Origin of the sequence: Bathymodiolus azoricus thioautotrophic gill symbiont (assembly GCF_001298715.1) — a bacterium.
Classification (GTDB): domain Bacteria; phylum Pseudomonadota; class Gammaproteobacteria; order PS1; family Pseudothioglobaceae; genus Thiodubiliella.
In genome coordinates this window covers 1-1,195 of sequence record NZ_CDSC02000464.1, presented here as the reverse complement: position 1 = coordinate 1,195, position 1,195 = coordinate 1, and the positions used below count along the sequence as shown (strand labels likewise).

The 1,195-nt window shown below is 34.8% G+C and carries 2 protein-coding genes and 1 pseudogene; all 3 read left to right on the top strand.

Annotation, left to right across the window (positions count from 1 at the left end):
• Nucleotides 1–8: 8 nt before the first annotated feature.
• Nucleotides 9–291, top strand: a pseudogene (locus BAZSYMA_RS08895) (ferritin family protein).
• Between the two features lie 50 nt (nucleotides 292–341).
• Nucleotides 342–449: an NAD(P)/FAD-dependent oxidoreductase gene (locus BAZSYMA_RS10125; protein ID WP_180323737.1), complete on the top strand. Its 108-nt coding sequence runs from the start codon at nucleotides 342–344 to the stop codon at nucleotides 447–449.
• A gap of 32 nt (nucleotides 450–481) precedes the next feature.
• Nucleotides 482–1,195, top strand: a 714-nt coding sequence (locus BAZSYMA_RS10565) for a HipA domain-containing protein (RefSeq protein WP_195910179.1), incomplete at its 3' end; no start/stop codon positions are given.

Sequence of the window (1,195 nt, the reverse complement as noted above, 5' to 3'; positions counted from 1 at the left end):
AGTTAATCATGGCAAATGAAGGTTATCACGAAAAAGAGGAAAATCTAACACAGAAAACCAAAGATATGCACAAAGCAATTGTGTCTTTGACAGAGGAATTAGAGGCAATTGATTGGTATAATCAGCGTATTGATGTGTGTCAAGATGATGATTTATCCGCTATTTTGGCACATAATCGTGATGAAGAAAGAGCACGCAGCAATGGTATTAGAGTGGATTAGATGCAAGAATAAGGCTTTTGATAAAGAACTCAAAGACTATCTTTTTACTGACAAACCGATTGCGCATTAAATTCTAAGGAGCGATTAAGTCTTTTTTTTACGAGGAACAAACAATACGATATGATTATCATTGGTGCGGGCTTTGGTGAACTCTCAGTTGTTGAGTACGCCAGAGAATATGGTAAAAAATGCTTAGTCATTGAGGCAAGTTTAAGAGCAGGGTTATAAATGAATCAAGAATCCCCTAAAAAAATAAAGACATTCAAGATCAAGCTAAAAAGAATCGAGGCACCGAACATCAGGGCACTAAAGAAAAATTTTGGTTTGATGAAAATCAAGACAAATTATTCAAGATAGGCAAGCATAAAGGAGAAAATTGGGCTGAAATAGTAGCCTTTCACTTAGCAACTTTATTAGGTATTTCTTGTGCTAAATATGAACCAGGCTCTTTACCAGAAGAGTCTCCGACAAAATACGGCGTTATTAGTCAAAGCTTCATCAATAAAAAAGATGGAGAGAGGCTGATAAATGCCAATGAATTTTTAGCACAACTAATTAAAAACTACGATCCAGATAAAACATACAAGCAAGAAAATTACACATTTTCTCGGTCAATAGAATTAATCAAAGCATCAAAAGAAAAGCCAATTAAACAATTTATTGGCTATCTTATTTTTGATGTTTGGATTGGAAATCAAGATAGGCACCATGAAAATTGGGGGTTTGTTGCATCAAGTACTGAGCTTTCTTTAGCACCTAGTTTTGATCACGCCTCAAGTATGGGTTGTAGAGTTGGAGACACTGAAAAACAAGAGCGTTTGAATACAAAAGATACTGGTTATAATGTTGAGGCGTTTTCAAGCAAAGCAAAAACAGCGATGTATAATAATGACGGTAAAATACTAAAAACTTATGAATTGTCAGAACTTTGTCACAAACACTACCCTGAGGAATCTTGTTTTTGGATTCAAAAA